The organism is Allobosea sp. 05T439 (genome assembly GCF_056396005.1).
The window spans coordinates 13,029-32,393 of the sequence record NZ_JBFTKP010000002.1; the positions used below are offsets into that span (position 1 = coordinate 13,029).

Annotated in this window: 17 protein-coding genes and 1 other RNA gene; 9 read left to right on the forward strand and 9 right to left on the reverse strand. The window is 64.9% G+C overall.

Going from position 1 to position 19,365, the window contains the following annotated elements:
• Positions 1 to 258: 258 nt before the first annotated feature.
• The 3 genes from AC1DIO_RS02070 to thyA form a co-directional block, all read right to left on the reverse strand.
• Positions 259 to 1,854, reverse strand: coding sequence for an MBL fold metallo-hydrolase RNA specificity domain-containing protein (locus AC1DIO_RS02070; protein ID WP_441505356.1), 1,596 nt, complete (start codon positions 1,852 to 1,854; stop codon positions 259 to 261).
• 124 nt (positions 1,855 to 1,978) lie between these two features.
• Positions 1,979 to 2,827, reverse strand: coding sequence for a universal stress protein (locus AC1DIO_RS02075; RefSeq protein ID WP_441505355.1), 849 nt, complete (start codon positions 2,825 to 2,827; stop codon positions 1,979 to 1,981).
• Positions 2,828 to 3,274: 447 nt separating this feature from the next.
• Positions 3,275 to 4,174, reverse strand: a complete 900-nt coding sequence (gene thyA / locus AC1DIO_RS02080) for a thymidylate synthase (protein ID WP_441505375.1) — start codon at positions 4,172 to 4,174, stop codon at positions 3,275 to 3,277.
• Between the two features lie 411 nt (positions 4,175 to 4,585).
• Here thyA and AC1DIO_RS02085 point away from each other — a divergent pair, with 411 nt between their 5' ends.
• The 6 genes from AC1DIO_RS02085 (at position 4,586) to AC1DIO_RS02110 (ending at position 7,814) form a co-directional block, all read left to right on the forward strand.
• Entirely contained in the window at positions 4,586 to 4,891 is a 306-nt protein-coding gene (locus tag AC1DIO_RS02085; RefSeq protein ID WP_441505354.1) for a PepSY domain-containing protein, read from the forward strand.
• 36 nt (positions 4,892 to 4,927) lie between these two features.
• Positions 4,928 to 5,290: a transfer-messenger RNA gene (gene ssrA, locus AC1DIO_RS02090) on the forward strand.
• A gap of 62 nt (positions 5,291 to 5,352) precedes the next feature.
• Entirely contained in the window at positions 5,353 to 5,967 is a 615-nt protein-coding gene (locus tag AC1DIO_RS02095) for an SspB family protein (RefSeq protein WP_441505353.1), read from the forward strand.
• Between the two features lie 9 nt (positions 5,968 to 5,976).
• Positions 5,977 to 7,371, forward strand: a complete 1,395-nt coding sequence (gene fumC, locus AC1DIO_RS02100) for a class II fumarate hydratase (protein ID WP_441476769.1) — start codon at positions 5,977 to 5,979, stop codon at positions 7,369 to 7,371.
• 15 nt (positions 7,372 to 7,386) lie between these two features.
• A complete protein-coding gene (locus AC1DIO_RS02105) occupies positions 7,387 to 7,593 on the forward strand; it encodes a DUF4169 family protein (protein WP_441505352.1) in 207 nt (68 codons plus the stop codon).
• Complete coding sequence (locus tag AC1DIO_RS02110) at positions 7,590 to 7,814, forward strand: ribbon-helix-helix domain-containing protein (RefSeq protein WP_069879848.1); 225 nt, start codon at positions 7,590 to 7,592, stop codon at positions 7,812 to 7,814. The genes AC1DIO_RS02105 and AC1DIO_RS02110 overlap by 4 nt, the downstream gene beginning before the upstream one ends.
• 113 nt (positions 7,815 to 7,927) lie before the next feature.
• On the opposite strand, the gene AC1DIO_RS02115 is transcribed toward AC1DIO_RS02110, so the two are convergent.
• Both AC1DIO_RS02115 and AC1DIO_RS02120 read right to left on the reverse strand, forming a co-directional pair.
• Positions 7,928 to 11,524: an AsmA family protein gene (locus AC1DIO_RS02115; RefSeq protein ID WP_441505351.1), complete on the reverse strand. Its 3,597-nt coding sequence runs from the start codon at positions 11,522 to 11,524 to the stop codon at positions 7,928 to 7,930.
• Between the two features lie 106 nt (positions 11,525 to 11,630).
• Positions 11,631 to 13,064 carry an FAD-binding oxidoreductase gene (locus AC1DIO_RS02120; RefSeq protein WP_441505350.1) on the reverse strand — a complete coding sequence of 478 codons (1,434 nt, stop codon included), beginning with the start codon at positions 13,062 to 13,064 and terminating at the stop codon, positions 11,631 to 11,633.
• A 249-nt stretch (positions 13,065 to 13,313) separates the two neighbouring features.
• On the opposite strand from AC1DIO_RS02120, the gene AC1DIO_RS02125 reads away from it, so the two are divergent.
• Positions 13,314 to 13,874 (forward strand): thioesterase family protein, encoded by a 561-nt coding sequence (locus AC1DIO_RS02125; RefSeq protein ID WP_441489286.1) that lies wholly within the window; start codon positions 13,314 to 13,316, stop codon positions 13,872 to 13,874.
• A 92-nt stretch (positions 13,875 to 13,966) separates the two neighbouring features.
• Positions 13,967 to 14,248 carry a DUF427 domain-containing protein gene (locus AC1DIO_RS02130; RefSeq protein ID WP_441505349.1) on the forward strand — a complete coding sequence of 94 codons (282 nt, stop codon included), beginning with the start codon at positions 13,967 to 13,969 and terminating at the stop codon, positions 14,246 to 14,248.
• Here the strand turns inward: AC1DIO_RS02130 and AC1DIO_RS02135 are convergent, their stop codons facing one another.
• From AC1DIO_RS02135 to AC1DIO_RS02145, 3 genes are read right to left on the reverse strand one after another with little or no spacing between them, the layout of a single operon-like run.
• A complete protein-coding gene (locus AC1DIO_RS02135) occupies positions 14,249 to 15,049 on the reverse strand; it encodes a potassium channel family protein (protein WP_441489288.1) in 801 nt (266 codons plus the stop codon).
• 46 nt (positions 15,050 to 15,095) lie between these two features.
• Positions 15,096 to 15,764, reverse strand: coding sequence for a class I SAM-dependent methyltransferase (locus tag AC1DIO_RS02140; protein WP_441505348.1), 669 nt, complete (start codon positions 15,762 to 15,764; stop codon positions 15,096 to 15,098).
• Positions 15,761 to 17,011, reverse strand: coding sequence for a BtaA family protein (locus AC1DIO_RS02145; protein ID WP_441489290.1), 1,251 nt, complete (start codon positions 17,009 to 17,011; stop codon positions 15,761 to 15,763). Before AC1DIO_RS02145 ends, AC1DIO_RS02140 begins: the two co-directional genes overlap by 4 nt.
• A gap of 161 nt (positions 17,012 to 17,172) precedes the next feature.
• Here AC1DIO_RS02145 and msrB point away from each other — a divergent pair, with 161 nt between their 5' ends.
• Positions 17,173 to 17,613: a peptide-methionine (R)-S-oxide reductase MsrB gene (gene msrB / locus AC1DIO_RS02150; RefSeq protein ID WP_441489291.1), complete on the forward strand. Its 441-nt coding sequence runs from the start codon at positions 17,173 to 17,175 to the stop codon at positions 17,611 to 17,613.
• Positions 17,614 to 17,669: 56 nt separating this feature from the next.
• Here the strand turns inward: msrB and AC1DIO_RS02155 are convergent, their stop codons facing one another.
• Positions 17,670 to 19,325: an acyl-CoA dehydrogenase family protein gene (locus tag AC1DIO_RS02155; RefSeq protein ID WP_441505347.1), complete on the reverse strand. Its 1,656-nt coding sequence runs from the start codon at positions 19,323 to 19,325 to the stop codon at positions 17,670 to 17,672.
• Positions 19,326 to 19,365 lie beyond the last annotated feature (40 nt).

The window sequence follows — 19,365 nt, forward strand, 5'->3', positions numbered from 1 at the left end:
CCGCTTCCAGGCTGTTGACCAGGCGCCCCGAGACCGTTGTCGCGCGCGACCGCGACCACGATCCAATCTATAAAATGATTGGCCATCGAAGTTCAGTATGAAACATGGCCTGCCGTCCCGCCTTGATCCGAATCAAGAGCCGTTCGGCGCAAAGCCCCCATGGCGCTGGGTGTGTTTCACCGCTGCGGGGAGAAAAGGCCCTTCGCCGTGTCCTTTCAAGGCGTCCCTGAGATCGACCGTCGCGGCATTTGGCGACACCTATTCTTCGCCTGCAAGTGCTCTTCGCAAACGCCGGATCATCACGCCGCGCGAACGCTCGTCTGCGGCCTTGTCCATAGCCTCGTCGATATCGAGCAGGAGGCGCGAGCGCTCGTTGTGCCAGTCAAGCCGACCAATTTGATCCGGAGAGATGCGCCGCGGGAGGCCGATCGCAACAGGTTCTGCGCCGTTAGCAGTCAGTTCGTAGGTATCATCGAGCAGGGGTGACAAAATCTGCTCGGGCCGGAGCGACCTGCTCAACCGCATCCGCATGGCAGCTATGGCCGGTTCCTCCCCATGAACCAGAAAAAGGTTCAGTCGGAGCGGCAAACGTTCGCGAACCCAGGCCTCCAGTTCCGAACCGTCGGCATGGCCGGAATACATGTCGAGCGAGCGGATGCGCGCCCGCACGTCGATATCCTCGCCCTGAATGCGAACGCGCCTCGCTCCATCCTGAAGGATCCGCCCGAGCGTGCCTTGTGCCTGAAACCCGACGAACAGGACGGTTGCGTCTTCGCGCCAGAGCCAGTTCTTCAGCCGGTGGCGAATCCGCCCAGCCTCGCACATGCCGCTGGCTGCAATGATGACATGAAACCCTTGCCGCAGGTCAAGAGCCTTGCTCTGCTCAACGGTCTCGGTGAACCGTACGTTGCCGCCCTGAAGTGCGGCAACAAGCTCGTCACCGTGCTCCAATTCGCTTGCGTGCTGTTGAAAGGCGCCGCTCGCCTTGGTGGCGAGAGGAGAGTCGACATAGATGGGAGTAGGCGGGATCTCGCCATCCTTCATCAGGCCGACCAGATCGACGAGAAGCTCCTGCGTCCGCTCGACCGCAAAGGACGGAACGAGAAGTACGCCATTGCGACGCGCGGCTGCTCTCACCTCATCTCGCAACAGCAGGCGTCGACCGCCCGAGTTCGTCTCGATGCGGTCGCGGTCGCCATAGGTTGACTCGCAGACGAGGTAATCGAAATCCCGCGGCGCCTCCGGATTGGGCTGCAACAGCTTGTTCTGGGGGCCGATGTCGCCTGAAAACAGGATGCGCATGCGGGTATCGCCCCCCAGCTCCTCGAGCTCGACCTCGACTGACGCGGAACCAAGCAGGTGGCCCGCATTCCAAAACCGCGCGCGCACTCCGGGCGCAACCAGCGCCCACTCGTGATACGTCACAGCCTTGAACTGTATGAGACTGCGCTCAGCATCCTCCGCGGTGTAAATGGGGTCTACCTCGCGATCACGGCCCCGACGCGCATTGCGCCGATTGAGCTGCCTGACCTCATTTTCCTGAATGTGACCGGAATCCCGCAGCATGATGGCGCAGAGGTCGATGCTCGCCGCGGTGGCAAGGATAGGCCCTGCGAAGCCACCCTTGACGAGCTTCGGGATGAGCCCGCTGTGGTCGATATGTGCATGAGTCAACAGAACAGCATCGATCGCTGACTCCCGGAATGGAAATGCGCGGTAGTTCAGTTCCTTTTCGGTCTTTGCCCCCTGGAACATACCGCAGTCGACCAGCACGCGCGCTCCCAGTGTCTCCAGCAGGAAACATGAGCCGGTCACGGACTGCGCAGCACCGAAGAAGCTGAGTCGTATGGGCATCGCTGCCGCTCCTGAACGAACCCCAAGTTGAAACACCTCGGTCGCGTGCTGCAATCTGCGGGCGCAGCCAGTCCAAGTGGCCCGCGGGACATCGCGACGCATCCCTGCGCCGGAGTTCCCGGCCTCAATGGGACATCATGCAACATGTCGGCGCGGCCTTGAGCAGATCGTTTGTCACACCGCCCAAAATCCATTCGCGCATGCGGCTATGCCCATATGCCCCGGAAACGATGAGATCGGCCCCTTCTTGCCGGGCGAGTTCGGTGATCTGGTCGACTGGATCGCCGAGACCGTCCTGCCGCAGCACGGGACGCGCCGAGACATGGTGCTCGGACAGGTAGTGGCAGACGTCCTCCACCCCCTGCTCGCCAGCGTCCGCGCCAACGGAAACGACTTTCACCGCCTCGGCCTGCCTGAGGAGCGGCAGGGCGTCCCAGATGGCGCGCCGGGCTTCCCTTGTGCCCTTCCAGGCGACCACAATCCGCTTGGCTGAAAGAAACTCGAACCGGGGTGGCACGAGAAGAACGGGGCGCCCAAGATCCATGATGAGTTCTTCAGGCCCAACCGCCATGCCGCTATCGCTCACGTCGCCGGGAGCACGTCGGCCCAGCACCACGAGGTCGGCGGCACGTGACTGCGCCAGGATGAAGCCACGAGGCTGGCAGACCGTCGAACGCCATTCGATCCTGCTCGTCGTCCCCGCGGCCCGGCGAAAAACCTTCTCGGCCTCGATAAGGTTCTCCGCTGCCGCCCTCTTGGCATTCTCGACCAGTATGGGGTCCATTGCGACCGCCCCGTCGCCATAGTACGGGAGGACAAAATCTTCAGCGGCGATGCCGATCAATCGGCTCGAAAACCGGTGGGCGAGCGATGCGGCGAGCCCAATGAGCCCTTCTGCGTCTGGGCCGGGATAAACCAGAGCCATGATGCTGACATAGCTAATGCTGCTGGGTTTCGCCCTTGCCGGTGACATGCGGCTATCTCCTGCAGATCGTATCTTGGCCTGGGGCAGGCTCCCGCGCCGATGAATTGGGGGGATCCATGCTAGCCAGCACTGCAGCGCAGTTGGAATGGATCGAGCCTACGAGGCGTCTCCTGGAATGCTCCAGCAGGCAAAGCCGGGGGCTGCCGCCTATCTCGCACTTGCTAGAAGTGAGACGATTGCGACCAAGGATGCGTCGGTTCCTTCGAAGCATATCCGTGCCTCTTGGATGCCATTGAGAGCGCAGTCTTGCAGATGCTGACGCCAGCCCAATTGATCTAACGCAAGAATATCCTGCGCCTGATGCGCAACCCGCATCAATTCTCGTCGGACAACCTCATTTCAGCGCTCGACCGACGTCGACGGCGCGGCCCGAACTCCCCGGAGAGGTCGCGGTCACTGCTCCTGAAAAACTCAGCTGGGCTAGAACGATCGAGCTCAGACCGCCACGTCGGCCTTGATCGCCGCGTGAGGCGCGTAGCTTTCGACGTCAAAATCGTCGATGCGGTACTCGTCTATCGTCGCCGCCCGTCGGGTGAGCCGCATCGTGGGAAATGGCCGGGGCTCACGCGAAACCTGCTCCCGGGCCTGCCCCAGGTGATTAAGGTAGAGATGGACGTCCCCACCCACCCAGATCAGTTCGCCAGGACGGAGGTCCGCCTGCTGGGCCAGCATGAGTTGCAGTGCAGCGGCGCCGACAAAGTTGAACGGAGCTCCGAGGAGCAGATCAACCGACCTCTGGAACAAGAGGCAATTCAGCCGCCCATCCGAGGTCACGTGGTACTGATACACCATGTGGCAAGGCGGAAGCGCCATCGCACCGAGTTCCGGCACGTTCCATCCATGGAAGAGCATTCGGCGGCTCGTTGGATTCGTCCGCAGCGCCTCGACCAGTGCCGCGATCTGATCATGCTCGCGGCCGTCGGCGCCCAGCCAGCGGCGCCATTGCTTGCCATAGACAGGGCCAAGTTCGCCCCAGCGAGCAGCAAAGGCGTCGTCCTCGACAACACGCTGCTCGAACGCGTCCTGCGAGATGGTCTCGCCTGTCTCACGGCGATAATGCGCAAGCGGCCAGTCGGTCCAGATTCGGACGTTCTCGCGAAGCAGAGGTTGGATATTGGTGCCCCCGGTCAAGAACCAGAGCATCTCCTTGACCGCGGTTTTCCAATAGACGCGTTTCGTCGTGAGGATAGGCGCACTGCCATCCGACAAATCGAATCGCACCATGGCGCCAAAAAGCGAGCGAGTGCCTACACCAGTACGGTCCAACCGCTCGTCTCCGCGCTCCAGGACGTCGGAAAGCAGGTCGAGATACTGGAATTCTGGATGCCTTCTGATCACTAGCCGCCTCCGCGAAGAGTCCGGGAGCTCTTGCCACTCCCAGGCTCGTTGGCCCTGAACATGTGTGTTAGCGGCACGATCCGTGCGTGCAACATATATACTGACAGGCTTCGAGGTCACCAGGCATCGGCAGGTTTGCCGCCGTGCAGCATACACAGGCAGCGGCCTCACTCGCCGGCCCCGTTCCAATGCACCGCCGCCTCCAAACGGTGGTGCGAACCTCCCCACTGGGCCTTCTCCGGCATCGCACATCCTGGAGACGGTATCGCATCGTCTGGAGCCATCGCATTGCAGTGCACACATGCGCTCACGGCAATGCGATAAGCCGCAAGGAAGCGCCTCAGACCAGCCGAAACAAAGCCATGATTGAGCCGCTCCCTGCCTCTGTTCAGGCTAGGGAGAACCAAAATGTCGATTCGCAGCGCAATGTGGCTCCTGCCGGTCGCCGTCCTGCTCTCCTTCCCTGCCGTGGCCGCCAACACCATGCCGTCCCCCGCTCCGAGCACCCGTGAAATCTCGATTACGGAAGCCCGCGAGATCGCTATCGATCACGGCATGGTCTGGATCGAGGATATCGAGCGCCATGGCGGTCGCTGGGAGCTCGGCGGGGTCGACAGTAACGGCGCCGAGATCGCGATCGATGTCAGCGTCAGTAACGGCAAGGTCCTCAGGATCATCCGGGATGAGCCAAATCTCGATATTCCGTCCCGGTGAGAGCCGGCGAAATTGCTTCGGATGGAGTGACGATGCTCTCTTTCCCCGCGCGCTCCGAGTCCCTATATTCGGTTTGCCACTCGCAAGAGCGGCTATGGCGATAAACGAACGTCGAAATAAGCCTTTCGGACCCGGGGGCGGTACCCGGCGCCTCCACCAGAGCCCGTGCGCGATTCGCGAGACGGGCTCCGGCGGGGGCGAAATAGGATCGACGAGGGTGTAAAGGTCGTTCTTTTGCTCGGCATGGTTCCGCCGTTATCGGGCCATTGCATAGTTGCCAACGACAACAATGCTCGGGTTGCTGTCGCCGCGTAAGCGGTGCTGGTTCCCAAACCAAAGCCCTTGCGCTTAGCCGCGTAAGGCGGGGCTCGGAGGCGCCTGGCAACAGAAGCCTCCACTTTTTTATGCGAGGGCCGGCGACTTTCTGCCTTGCTCGGAAGCGGACACGGATAGTCGATACGATGGTACAGGATATTCTTCGCTACGATCTCATGGTGCAGGACGCGCTGAAGGGTGTCGTACGGAAGATCCTGGCCGAGGCGAGCCGCGATGGCCTGCCGGGTGAGCACCATTTCTACATCACGTTCCGCACGACGGCCCCTGGCGTGCGCCTCTCGCAGCGACTGCGCGAAAAGCACCCGGACGAGATGACGGTCGTGCTCCAGCATCAGTTCTGGGACCTCAACGTCAGCGACCACGCCTTCGAGGTCGGTCTCTCGTTCTCCGGCGTGCCCGAAAGGCTGCTGGTGCCCTTCGATTCGATCACCACCTTCTTCGATCCCTCGGTCCAGTTCGGCCTGAAGTTCGAAACCCAGGAGGCTCCTGAAGAAGCCTCGGCGAGTGATCAGACCGCGGGAGCCGGAAAGGCACCACGCGGAGCCGGGTCCGAGCCCAGCGTAGCCGCCCCAACACCGCTTGCGCTCCCGGTAAAGCCACAATCCGCAAGTGCCACTGCGAAGAACAAGGCAGCCACCGACGACGAAGCGGACCCGGCGAAGGCCGACGCGGGCGCGGATGGTGACGAAGGCGGCGGCGCGCAGGTCGTCAGTCTCGATTCCTTCCGCAAGAAGACCTGATCAGAGCCTATGCCGGACACCCGCACAGAGACTGACTCCTTCGGCCCCATCGCCGTTCCTGCAGATCGCTACTGGGGTGCTCAGACCCAGCGCTCGCTCGAGAATTTCCGCATTGGCGGACCGAGCGAACGCATGCCGCTCCCGCTGATCCATGCTCTCGTGCTGGTCAAGAAGGCTGCCGCGCACGTCAATGCGCGGCTGGGGTTGATCGACCAGCGTGTCGCCGGCGCCATCGGCCAGGCGGCGGATGAAGCATTGGGCGGTCGCTTCGACGACCACTTCCCGCTTGTCGTCTGGCAGACCGGCTCCGGCACCCAGACCAACATGAACGTCAACGAGGTCCTCTCCAACCGCGCCAACGAGATCCTCGGCGCCGGCCTCGGCGCGAAGAGCCCGGTTCATCCCAACGATCAGGTCAACCGTGGCCAGTCGTCGAATGACAGCTTCCCGACCGCGATGCATATTGCCGCGGCGCTCGAGATTTCGCGCCTGCTGCTTCCGTCCCTGCGCAAGCTCGAACAGGCACTGCAGGACAAGGCACAGCGCTTCGCTTCGCTGATCAAGATCGGCCGGACGCATCTCCAGGACGCGACGCCCGTCACGCTCGGCCAGGAATTCTCGGGCTACGCCACGCAGATCCATCTTGGCATCGGGCGGATCGAGGCCTCGCTCGGCGGGCTGCATGCGCTGGCCCAAGGCGGCACGGCGGTCGGCACCGGCCTGAACACCCATCGCGACTTCGCCGCCTTCTTTGCCAAGGAAATGGCGGGGCTCACCGGCCTGCCCTTCCGCCCCGCCGCCAATGCGTTCGAGGCGTTGGCGAGCCATGGCGCGCTCACCGCCGCCCATGGCGCGCTCGCCGCGCTTGCCATGGATCTGTTCAAGATCGCCAATGACATCCGCCTGATGGGCTCGGGCCCACGCTCGGGTCTCGGCGAGATCAGCCTGCCCGAGAACGAGCCCGGTTCCTCGATCATGCCCGGCAAGGTCAATCCGACCCAGGCCGAAGCCTTGACCATGGTGGCCACACAGGTTCACGGCAACCAGGCGACAATCGGCTTCGCCGCGAGCCAGGGCCATTTCGAACTGAACGTCTTCAAGCCGGTGATCGCTGCCGCCTTCCTGCAATCGGTCAGGCTGCTCGCCGATGCCGCAGACAGCTTCCGCGTGCACTGCATTGAAGGGATCGTCGCCAATGAGGACCGGCTCGCCGAGTTGCTGTCCCGCTCGCTGATGCTGGTCACAGCACTTGCACCGGCCATCGGCTACGACAAGGCTGCCAACATCGCCAAGGCCGCCCATCACAATGGCACGACCCTGCGCGAGGAAGCCTTGAGGGCCGGTGTCGACGCCGAGTTGTTCGACAGCACGGTGCGGCCCGAGCGCATGCTCGGCCCGTCCTGAACAAGGCCGGGCGGAATGGCAGAGATCATCAATCTCCGGCGCGCCCGCAAACAGCGCCAGCGCGTAGCGGCCGAAGCCAAGGCCGACCAGAACCGTATCGACTTCGGACGGAGCAAAGCCGAGCGCAGCCTGACTGAAGCGCGGCGCGATAAGGCCATCCACGAACTCGACGGTCACAAGCTTGCGCTTTCACCCGATGACAAGGGCGAGACCCCGGGGTGAGCCGCGAGCGCAAACATTCTCTCGCCATTGCCGGGCACCGCACCAGCGTATCGCTCGAGGAGCCGTTCTGGGCGGCACTCAAGGAGATTGCCGGGCAGGAGCGCCGCACGCTTGCCGCACTCGTCGCCGATGTTGATTCCCGCCGCGGCGAGGCCAATCTCTCCTCCGCGCTGCGCCTGCACGTGCTGGCGCATTACCAGCGCCTGGCGGGACGCGGCTGACGGGCATCGCCTCGCCTGAGGAGCCAGATCCGCTCAGTTTCGAGGCTGATGGACACGCCGCTTCAAACCGGAAAATACTGGAATCACGGCGTGAAGCTCGTCGGTCAGTCCGGCTACGGAGTCCGCGAGAGCGGACGCGGCACGGGCTCTATCTGCAGGGGCGGTCCCAGCGATGGAGCCGGTGTCACCGGTCGCAAAATCTGCTCGGGAAAATTCTCGCGGGGTGCGCCAGGCAGGATCAGCGGGCCGCCAGGATGCTGAGGTTGAGCTGCACGCGTTGCCGCAGCGCGCGCCTCGATCTCCGCTCTGCGCCGCGCCTCGTCTGCTCGCCTGGCCTCTTCCACCCGGCGCTGCTCCTCGAGACGTTGCGCCTCCTGGGCGCGCCTGGCTTCTTCCAGGGCGCGCGCTTCCGCGGCACGGCGCTCGTCTTCGGCGCGCTTCTCCTCGGCAAGGCGGCGTTCTTCCTCCGCTTTCAGGAAGTCTGCAAGCTTGCGTTCGTTCTCACGCATCTCACGCTCGGCGCGCAGGCGGCGCGCATGCATTGCGCGCTCGCGTGCATCCGCCTCGAAGGCTTCGACCCGCTCCATCTCGCGGGCCAGCGCTCGCGCCGCCACGGCATTCGCGAAAGCTCCGACATCGGTCTCGCGCCGCAGTCCCGATAGCGGCCCGCGCCACGCCACGCCAAGTGCCGGCGCCGCCATCGGCCAGCCCTTGGGCAACGGGCCGAGTGGGCGCAGCCCCAGCCTCAGATCGGCGGTCAGCGCCCTGAGGTCGATCACTCCACTTGCCTCGGCCTGGAGATCCCCGCGCTCGATCGTCAACGGGGCGAGCCGCACGAGGCCACCGGCGAGCGTGAAGGGCAGCGTAATATCACCCAAAAGCCATGAGCCGCGGTCAAGAGCATCCGCCAGCCGGGTCTGCAAACGGCTGGTCTCGCTCTCGGATGCATCCTCTCCGGTCCCGGCAATGACGCGGGCATAGCCACCGGGATCGAACCGGGTGAGACTCGCGCCTGCGATGGTGAAACTACCGGCTCCCCCCAACCCCGCAACCAGCCGCGCGGGGCTCTCTCCGGAACCACCGCCCTCCACTTGACCTGACAGCTTCCCGGCAAGTGCGTTGCCGGTGAGCATCGCGAGATCGAGCTGCGCCAGCGCGATCCGGCCGGAAAGCTGCGCAAGCCCGCCTTCACGCCGTGCCGTAAGCCGCCCGGAGACCTTACCACCGGCATAGCTTCCCGAGAGCGCCTCGATCTGGATTTCGCCGGGGCTGGCATGCAGGGAGAAAGCCGCATCGTTCAGGGCGATATCATCACTGAAGAGCAGGGATTTGGCTTCGACCGACAGGCTGATCTCGCCAAGGCCCGAGGCCATGCCGAAACGGACCGCCGACCAGTTGCTGCCCGGAGATGCCGCCGCGGTTCCCAGGGACGAGCCGATCACGCTCCTCAGATCAACATATGGCAGCGCGAGCTTGCCGGAGATTGGCCCCTCTCTCGGCAAGGCCAGCGTCCCCCGTGCACTGCTTCCGCCAAGATTGGCGACAAGACCATCAAGCGCGATCTGGTCGCTGGCGAAGCGAACCATGCCATGCGCGTCCAGCACCGCATCGGGCAGGGCGCGCGCGAGCCCCTCCGGCAGGATCTGGCCGGGACGATCCGCTTGCACGGTCAGTCGCGGCACATCGGCGCCCGCCTCGCCGTCGACCACGATCGACAATCCAGGCCCCGCCAGCGAGCCACTGAGGCGCCCTTGCTGACGGTCGAGAACGAGCCTGCCAGGTCCACCCTGCATCGGTACCGGCAGGCCGAGAGCGGCGAAGAGCTGTCGACGATCGGCAAGATCAAAGCGCAGATTGGCTCCGGTCCATGTCCCGCTCCGGTCCAACCGCGCATTCAGGGCCAGCGTTCCGGCTTGCGCGCCGCCTTCCAGCAGCAGGGCCGTGTCGCCGGCCACCGTGCGCGTCAGGCGGTAGCTTGAATCCAGCCGTGAGAGCCCGTCCCCGGCGCGCCCGAGCGCTTGACGGAGCGCCTCCGGCAGAAGCGGCCCGGCAAGGGCTGCAAGCGCCTCGAAGCGTGGCGCACGAATGCGACCGGAGATTTCGCCCCCTTCCGGCAGCAGCGCACCGGCGCCGTTGACTGAAACTCCGCCGAACCCGTCGACGGCAAGCCGGCTGAGCCGCCAGTTGCTGCCCTCGCGTGCGAGAGCAAGCTGGGCGGAACCGGGCGGCGCATTGCGAAAACGGGCTCCGCTCAGCGACAGGTCGAGCGCCAGGTCGCGCGTCCCGATCAACCCGGCGAAACTCCCGCCCGCTGGCAGGGTATTGAGATCGAGCCCCTGCACCGCGAGCTTTGCCGCCAGCCGATCCGCGGCAATCTCTCCGGATCCGTCCAGCCTGACGCCGGAAGCCCCGGCGATGGTCAGGTGCTCGAAGCGCAGCTGTTCCGAGCTCCAATCGCCAACCGCTTCCGCATCGATCTGCCTCAGATCTGCAATCAGGTCGGAGAGGGCTGGATCGAGCCCGGCCCGCGCCAGCGCCAGCCCGACGCGGCGCGCGTCATCCGCCTTGAGGTTGAGCTTGCCACGAAATCCTGTGGCGTCGACTGCGCCCGTTGCACCGACCAGGGCGCCTGCGACGCGCAGCGAGGCCGATGCATTGGCCAACCCGACCTCGTTCAGCCGCCCACGCAGGGCGACAGCCGAAAAATCCTCGCCGCGCCACGCGAATTGATCGAGATCGAGGCTGAGATCGAGCGCGCCGGGAAGCCCGCGCAGGGCCCGCGCAAAGCCAACGCGTTCGCCAAGTGCCGTGGCCAGCGCGTCGCCATCCACGCGCCGCGCCCGCAAGGCAACCGAGCCTGTGCCTTGCATGGGCAGGAACTGCCCCTCGCCCTCCAGCCGGGCAACGCCGCCGGCAAGATCGACCGTAAGCCCGCTCAACTCGAACAGGTGACTGCCGCCGCTCACCCGCCCCGAAAGGCTGACGGCTCCACCCGGCGCAGCCGTGAACAGACCGTCCAGTCCTGGTGTGACGCCGCCCTTCTCGGTCGGCAACAGGAAGGCGCCGTCAAAGCTGAGCTGGCCCTCCTCCCCCGTCACGGTGGCCTTGGCGCGCAGGCGACCATCCGGCTCGATCGTTCCTGTCGCGAGGCGCAACGAGGAGCCGCCGACCTCGCCCTCCATGCGCCATGGGCCGGCAAGGCTGACCGCGGTGAGTTCCGCAGCGATCGGCGACACTGTGACGGGGTCCTTGCCCGCCTCCCGCCAGATTAGCGCCGAGCGGCGCACGCTGAAATGGTCGAGGCTGGTCTGCACAGGCAGGCCCGCACCAATCGGATGCGGCAGCAGCACCGCGCCTGCATCATTGGCAACAAGCGAGAGCGTCGCGCCTTCGACATCAGCGTCGGAGAAACGGAACTCACCACGCGCAAGCGCGGTCAATGCAAGCTCGACGGTGAGATGCTCGATCGTCGCGTGGCTCGCCTGTCCACCTTGATCGCCGATGCGGACATCGGCCAGGGTCAGCCGCGGCGACGGCAGCAATCTCAGGCCGATGCCGCCGGCAACGCGCGTCTCCGCGCCGAGCGTAGCGCTGAGGCGCTCCTCGATCTGCGGTCGATACAGTCGCCAATCGACAAAGCCCGGTCCGATCAACGCGGCCAGCAATGCCAGCACCAGGAGACCGGCCAGAACGGTCAGGGTCTCACGCACCTTTTAGCATCATCCCTCTTGTCGGCGGTTATGCGATCTTGCCGCCAACTCGCGGCGAGATCACGACATTCCAGTTCCCGATACCGCCGCGCAAGCTGTCTGGATGTCACAAGACCAGGATTTTGCCTGGATTGAGGATGTTCTGCGGGTCGAGCGAGCGCTTGAGCAGGCGCATCACATCCAGTGTCGCCGGGCCGTGCTCGATCTCGAGATACTTGATCTTCTTCTGACCAACGCCATGCTCGCCTGTGCAGGTGCCGCCCATGGCGAGGGCGCGCTTCACCAGCCGGTCGATGAAACCGCGGCAGCGCTCCATCTCGTCCTCATCGGCGAGGTCGACGAGTGGCTGGGTATGGAAATTGCCGTCTCCGACATGGCCGGCGATCGGGGCGATCAGACCGCTGGCCTCGATGTCACGCTTGGTTTCCTCGACGCATTCGGCAAGCTGGGAGATCGGCACGCAGACATCGGTCGCGACCGATTCAACGCCCGGCCGCAAGGCGCGAGCAGCCCAATAAGCGTCGTGGCGAGCCTGCCAAAGCTTCGACCGGTCCTCGGCCTTGGTCGCCCAGTCGAACGGTCCACCGCCGAAATCGGCGGCAATCTCGCCGAAGCGCTCCGCCTGCTCCTTCACGCCGGCCTCCGTGCCGTGGAACTCGACGAAGAGCATCGTCGTCTCCGGCAAGCCGAGCTTGGAATGCAGGTTCACGCCACGGATCATCACATCATCGAGCAGTTCGATGCGCGCGACCGGCAGACCGGACTGGATCGTCACGATGGTCGCGTCGCAGGCTGCCTTCACCGAAGGAAACGGGCAGACGCCGGCCGAAATCGCCTCCGGGATGCCGTGCAGCTTGAGCGTGACCTCGGTGATAATCCCGAGCGTGCCCTCCGAGCCGACGAGCAGGCGGGTCAGATCATAGCCGGCGGAGGTCTTCCGCGCGCGGCTGGACGTCTTCACGACCGAGCCGTCGGCCATCACCGCGGTCAGAGAAAGGACATTGTCCTTCATCGTGCCGTAGCGCACCGCATTCGTGCCCGAGGCGCGTGTCGCCGCCATGCCGCCGATGGACGCATCCGCGCCGGGGTCGATCGGGAAAAACAGCCCCTGGTCGCGCAGATGCTCGTTGAGTTCCTTGCGGGTCACGCCGGCTTCGACGACGCAATCGAGATCCTCGGCATGAACGGCAATGATGCGCTTCATCTGGCTGAGATCGACGCAGACGCCACCGAACGGCGCGTTGACATGGCCTTCGAGCGAGGTGCCCGTGCCGAATGCGATCACGGGGACGCCGTGGCTCGCACAGAGCTTGACGATCTCCGACACCTCTTCGGTGCTCTGCGGATAGACGACCGCATCCGGCGGCTGGTTCGGAATCCAGGTCAGCGTGTGGCCGTGCTGCTCCCGTACCGCCAGGCTCGTCACCAGCCTGTTGCCGAATCGGGCGGCGAGCGCCCGCGTCACCGCCTCGATCGCAGCCGGCGACGGCGGCAGGGTTGCGGCAGAGGCGGCATAAGAAGCAGTTGCAAAAAGGCTCATTGTCTTTTTCCGGGCTTGGCGCTTAACTTGGAACTGGTCGGCTTCGGAAGCGGTTGAATCTGACGAGGCAGACCGTAGCGATAGCAGGCGGGTTTGTCCTGCGTGTCGCCGTCGGCGGCAAGATCGCCGGGCGCATGGGAGGCGGTGCATCAGGCAGGGCATAGCTCGTCCGGCGGCGTCTTCAAGACGATGGTAGCGTGTCAGTGGAGTTCCGTTCCGCCGCACGCAACAACTCTGCGGGAGGCGGCCATGAAAGACGAGATCCGCGCTCCGGCGCTGTTCTTCTCCCCCTTCGTATCGTCCGCAATGCGGGTCGAAACGCCCTGGATCGACTATAACGGCCATCTCAACATGGCCTATTATCACGTGCTGTTCGATCGGGCCGTCGACGAGGTCTTCTCGCTCGTCGGCCTGAACCAGGACTATGTCGACACGCGCAACGCGTCCTATTTCGCGGCCGAATGCCATATCCTCTACAAGCGCGAATTGACCGAGGACGACCTCGTGCGGGTCACCGCACAACTGATCGCCTTCGACGAAAAGCGCCTGCACTACTATCTCGAAATGCGGCATGCGAGCGAAGGCTGGCTCGCGGCGACGAGTGAAAACCTCTCGCTGCATGTCGACATGGCGACCCGCAAGGTTTCGCCGTTTCCGCCCGATATCCTGGCCAATCTCGCCCTGATGAAAGCGGCGCATTGTCGCATGCCGCTGCCGGCCACGATCGGGCGCATCATCGGCATGCCGAAGAAGACGACGATCACGGTCGAGGATCAGCACGACGAGCGCGAGCTCGAAACGCGCCACTGAGAGCGGCAGAGCCGGCGCAGGCTGCCTGCCCCTGTCACTGGGCCCGACGCAGCCCCATCTTGGGCGATCAGCGACGGCCGAAAGGGGCGGAGATGGTCAAGGCAACCTGGAACGGCGCCGTTCTGGCAAAATCCGACAACACGGTCGTGGTCGAAGGCAACCACTACTTTCCACGCAGCGCGATCCGCTCTGAATTCTTCAAACCAAGCGAGACGACGTCGATCTGTCCGTGGAAGGGCACGGCCAACTACCATTCGATCGTCGTCGCAGGCGCTGAGAACAGGGACGCCGCCTGGTATTATGCCGAGCCCAAGGCCGCTGCCGCCGAGATCAAGGACCGCGTCGCCTTCTGGAAGGGTGTGGAGATTTCCTGATCAGTCGTTGTGATCGGGGATCTTCAGGACATGCCCGCAGGCCTTGCAATGCACGGCGTCCGGCTCGTGCCGCTGCAGTGCGCATTGCGGGCAGGGAAAGGTGACCTTGTTGGGCCGGAAGATCGCTTGCGCCAGACGCACGAACAGCGAGATCCCGACGATCATCACCACGATCGAGGTCAGCTTGCCGGCGGTGCCGGGCAAGGTGATGTCGCCGAAGCCCGTCGTCGTCACGGTCGCGACCGTGAAATAGAAAGCGTCGACATAACCCGCGAAGCCCGCCGTCTCGCGAAAGAAGAAGGTGTAGATGAAGCCCGTCACCACGAACAGGAAGGTCACGATATTGACCACCGCCCGTGCTGCGCTTTCCCACTCGGGGTAGCCCGCAGCGCGCAGCCGTTCCCAGATCAGCCCACGCTGTGACAGCGACCAGAGCCGCAGGATGCGCAGGAAGCCGAAATTCTCCAGCCATTGCGGCGCGAGCAGTGTTGCCAGGATGAAGAGATCGAGCAGCATGCTCGGCCGGCGCAGCAAGCGCGGAATCTTCGAGGAGGCCAGCATTCGCGCGCCGATCTCGATGACCATGATCACGGCGACGGAGTAATCGAGCCAATAGAAGAGCGGCCGTTCGCGGATCAGCGGTGTCGCGATGAAGAAGGCGATGATCAGCAGGTCGACGACCGCTGTCGCAAGCTGAAAGCGCATCGCCCCGGGAGAGCGGCCATGGTAGAGCTGGCGCAGGCCGTCCCGCAGTCTTTCGACCTGCCCTTCCCTGCGAACAGACGTCGTATCCTCGGCCATTCCATGGCGTTACAGGCCAAAGGATGGCGCGTCCAGCACCCGCTGCTCAGGCGGCCCGCCGCGTTGCCACGGCATGGATGGCGTAGCCGCGAAGGAGCCGGGTCGTGCGGCTCTCGACGCCCTCGATCCGCGACAATTCGGCGATTGCCTCGGGCAGATCATGCCTTGGCGTGACGTGAAACAATGTCAGCCAGCGATTCAGCATGGCCCTGAACGACGCAGGCAAGCCGGTCTGGTCGCCGAAATCGACGATATGCAGTGAACCGGTGGCCGTCAGCGTCCGCAGCGCCTGAGCGATCACGCCCCGCCAGGGGGGAATCATCGAGAGCGCATAGGAGATGACGATGCGATCAAATCCATCGCGCCCGAACAGGGCCGCCGCGTCGAAGCAGGTCGCGTCTGCCTGTGCCAGATGGATGCGCTCCGAGAGCCCCGATCGTGCCACGCTTCTCTCCGCCGTCGCGAGCATCTCGGCCGAGACGTCGAGACCGTAGCACTGCGTGCCCGGATAGGTCCGGGCGAGCTTGATCAGGTTGCGCCCTGTGCCGCAGCCGATTTCCAGGATCGCGCTGCCCGGCGCAGGATCGAGCTCGGCGATGAGCCGGTCCCGGCCAAGCAGATAGAATTTGCGGCTGGCGTCATAGATATGGCGCTGGTGGCGATACATCCGGTCCATCAGGCCGGCGGCCTCGGTCGTGGCGCGGCCAGCGCTCATGCCACCGCCCCCTGCAGCACATGGAGATGGAAGGCGCCATAGATCGACGAGCGATCGCGCGCTCCAAGCTCGCGGCTGCGTGCTTCCTCATAGCGCCATTGCGCGAGAATCGAGGCCGGCACCCGGCCCGGCAGCAGCCGCTCATCGGCAGCCGTCCGGAAGATTACGCGGGCGCCGGGTCGCGCCGTGCGCGTGATCTGCGTCCAGAGCGCCGTGAGATCCGCATCATTCATCCAGTCCTGAGCATCGAGCAGCACATAGGCATCGCAGCTCTTCGCAGGCTGGCTCTCGAGAAAGGCCGTGATCGCGCTCTGGTGATAGGCGACGTGGCCCGCCCGCTCTCGAACGGCCGCGAAATTCCGGCTTTCAAGATAGGGCGGCAAGGATGCGTTCTCGTCCGTCGCATAGCCCCGTCCAAAGGCCTGCCGGGCAAAATAGTTCGACTTCAGGTCGAAGCCGCAGGCCAGCCTTTCAAGCCGGCGCCGGAGCACGCCGCGTATCCCGGCGTCGCCGTCAGCCGCGAGGGCCTTGTACTGGGCCGGCGGGATGCCCAGCCCATAGAGCGAGGCCGGCTGGCGCACCAGCCAACGCACCAGGGGCTTGTCGAAGACGGGAGCGATATGCCTGTCGAACAGGGCGCGCTGCTCGGCCATGTCGCGAGCCTGCAGCATCACGCGCGGATCGCAGCCGAGCGTACGGCCAAGGAGATGTCCAGCCCCGATGAAACGGCCGAGCAGGCCGTACCGGTAGAAATTGCGGGCAAAGACCTGGATGCGCCGGCGCCCGCTCAGGCTGCGGCCTTCCCAGTAGCTGCGAGAGACGGCATCGAGGCGTGGCGCGATCTCGGCGTCATAGAGCGCGATATTCGCCTGCGATTGCGCCTCGCCGAAAAAGCGCAGGAACTGCTCATGGCCTGCCAGGCTGTCGAGTGCGGCGAGCTTGAGCTTGCCGAGCGCGATATGGGCGCCATTCAGATCGACAGCGCTGATCTTCGCCGGGTTGGCGGTGAGATAGGACAGGATGTTGCAGGAGCCGGACGCGATTGCCACGACATGATCATCGGGGCGCAGGTCCAGTGCCTCCATGTCGACGACCGGGTCTTCCCAGATCTGCGGATAGACGAGCCCGGAAAAGGCCAGGGTGAACAGGCGCTCCAACATCCCCGCCCGCGACAGCGGCTTGCTGCGATGCACCGCCGTGGTCAGGCCCATTGTGGTTTCCCGCCGAACCGTACGCGCCGTCTGCATTCTTCGTTCCTCGCGCGGTCCGTTGTGATGGCGAGCCGACTAGAGGAGTCGCGTGACGGTTGGGTGACGCGCCTTGCGGATCAGCTATCCGTGAGGGCGGGCTGACGTGGAGCGCAATCATCCCCATATTCCGCCCGAAACCTTTGAACGGGAGAATGACGATGGGACTGTCCGGACTGTTCGGCGGCAAGGTCAGGGAAGCCGGTGAGTTCGAATTCCAGTTGACCGACGAGGAGTGGCGCCGCCGCCTGACCCCGGAGCAGTACCACGTGCTGCGCGGGCATGGCACCGAGCGCGCCGGCTCCTGCGCCTTGAATTTCGAGAAGCGCGCCGGGCGGTTCACCTGCGCCGGTTGCGGCAACCCCTTGTTCCAGTCCGGCAAGAAATTCGAGAGCGGCACGGGCTGGCCGAGCTTCGACCAGCCACTGGAGGGTGCGGTCGGTATCAGCGAGGACAATAGCTACATGATGCAGCGCACCGAGGTGCATTGCGCCCGCTGCGGCGGCCATCTCGGCCATGTCTTCCCTGACGGCCCGCCACCGACCGGACTGCGCTACTGCATCAATGGCGTGGCGATGGATTTCGCTCCGGCCGAGGCCTGAGCCAGTCGGCCGGCCGCGCTCCCCTTCGGGAGGGCGGCCGCGCAAACGCGTGAGTGCTATTCCACCGCCGGGACGGCCCGATGCGCCAGCGCGGCAGCATCCACGGACGCCGGCAGATCGCCGAAATGGCCCGACCAGCGCCCCTCGAGCCGCGTCGCGATGAAGGCGTCTGCGACCATGTGAGGTGCGTGGCGCAGCAGCAACGAGGCCTGCAGCGCCAGCGCCAGCCGCTCGACCAGCCGCCGCGCCTGTCCTTCGCTTCGCACCAAAGTGGGTATCTCCGACTCCAGCGCGCTCAAATGCGCATCAAAGCGATTGTCGGCGCCGGCCGCGCGTCGCATCTCCTCGATCAGCGCCACGAGAGAGCCCGGCTCTCGCTCCAGCGAGCGCAGCACATCGAGACAAATGACGTTGCCCGAGCCCTCCCAGACGCTGTTGAGCGGCGCCTCCCGATAGAGCCGGGCCATGGGGTTTTCCTCGATAAAGCCGTTGCCGCCATGGCATTCCAGCGCCTCGACCACCACCGCCGGCGCGCGCTTCGAGACCCAGTATTTCGCAATCGGCGCGCCGATCCGCGCCAGCAACCGGTCGCTCTCGCTCGTTTCCTGACGGTCGAGCGCCGCAAACAGCCGAAAGGCGAGCCAGGCTGCAGCCTCGGCCTCGATCGCAAGATCGGCCAGCACGTTCTGCATGATCGGCTGATCGATCAGCCCGCGCTGGAAGGCGCGCCGATGGGCCGCGTGATGCGCCGCCAGCGAAACGGCGAGCCGCATCTGCCCGGCCGACGCCGCCGCAATGTCCAGCCGGGAGCCCTGGTTCATCGCCAGGCCGGTGCGCAGGCCCCGGCCTGGCTCGCCGATCATCTGGCCGATCGCACCGCGGAATTCGACCTCGGACGAGGCATTCGAGCGATTGCCGCATTTGTCCTTGAGCCGCTGGATCGCCACGCCGTTGCGCGAGCCGTCCGGCAGCCAGCCCGGCACGACGAAGCAGGAAATGCCCTCGGCGGTTCGGGCCAAGGTCAGGAACAGGTCGGAATGCGGCACCGAGAAGAACCACTTGTGCCCGGTCAGGGACCATGTCCCGTCGCCATTGTCCTCGGCGATGGTCTGGGTCTGGCGCAGGTCAGAGCCTCCCTGCTTCTCGGTCATTGCCGTGCCGACGGTCGCCCCTGTCTTGGCGGAGGCGGTCGTCTGGCGGCGGTCATAGCGGTTGGAGCTGACCAGGGCGCCCCACTTGCTCCAGAGGTCGGGTTCCTGCCTCAGGACCGGGATCGCGGCATAGGTCATGCTGATCGGGCAGCAGATGCCGCTTTCGCCCTGACTCCAGAGATAGGAGAGCGCAGCACGCGCCACCTGTGCGCCCGGGCCCGGCCTGTTCCATGCGAGCGAATGGGTCTCCTGCTCGATCGCAAGCCCCATCAATTCGTGCCAGGCCGGATGGAACTCGATCTGGTCGATGCGGTTGCCGAACCGGTCATGCGTCCTGAGTTCGGGCGGGAACCTGTTCGCCAGTCGCGCCAGGTCCTGCACCTGCGCCGAGCCGACAATGCGCCCTGCCGCGTGCAGGCGCTCCGAGGCCCAGCCTGCATCGAAGGCGGTGGCCGCCGCCTGCAACACGGGATCAGCCGCGAAGGCGTCGTAATCGCACAGTATGGGAACCTGGTTCGTCACTTCATGGGTGGAATGGCGGGAGGCGATATCCACATTCATCGCGGCGCGTCCTGACGATCGGGCGAGCATTCAACGCCCA